The organism is Oleiphilus sp. HI0079 (assembly GCF_001635105.1).
Map to the genome: position 1 here is coordinate 1 of NZ_LWFT01000720.1, position 501 is coordinate 501.

Annotated in this window: 1 protein-coding gene; it reads left to right on the top strand. The window is 42.1% G+C overall.

Translation table 11 applies throughout. From position 1 onward, the window contains the following. Positions 1 to 425: S1 RNA-binding domain-containing protein (locus A3750_RS13080; RefSeq protein ID WP_156498575.1), on the top strand; the 425-nt coding region annotated here is incomplete at its 5' end. Positions 426 to 501: the final 76 nt, after the last annotated feature.

Consider the following 501-nt stretch of genomic DNA (forward strand, 5'->3'; position numbering starts at 1 on the left):
TTATCCTTTCTGTAGATCCTGAGCGTGAGCGCATCTCTCTAGGTGTTAAGCAGCTAGACAGCGATCCATTTGCTGAGTACGTGCAAGCAAATGACAAAGGCACAATCGTTACAGGTACTGTTAAGTCTGTAGATGCGAAAGCTGCAGTTGTTGTTCTGGCAGATGATGTGGAAGCTACTTTGAAAGCCTCTGAAATGAGTCAAGATCGTGTTGAAGATCTTACTACTCAGCTGAAAGAAGGCGATGAAGTTGAAGCGAAAATCATCAACGTTGATCGTAAGAATCGTGTGATCAATCTATCTGTTAAGTCGAAAGATATTGATGACGAGAAGCAGGCGATGAAAGACGTTCGCGACAAGCAGATCGAATCGTCAGGTCCGACTACGATCGGTGATTTGATCAAAGAGCAGATGCAAAACCAGTAACTGCTTGTAAAATAATCAAAAAAACGGGCCATAGGCCCGTTTTTTTTTGTTTTTTGTTTTTCCTTGTCTAAACTGA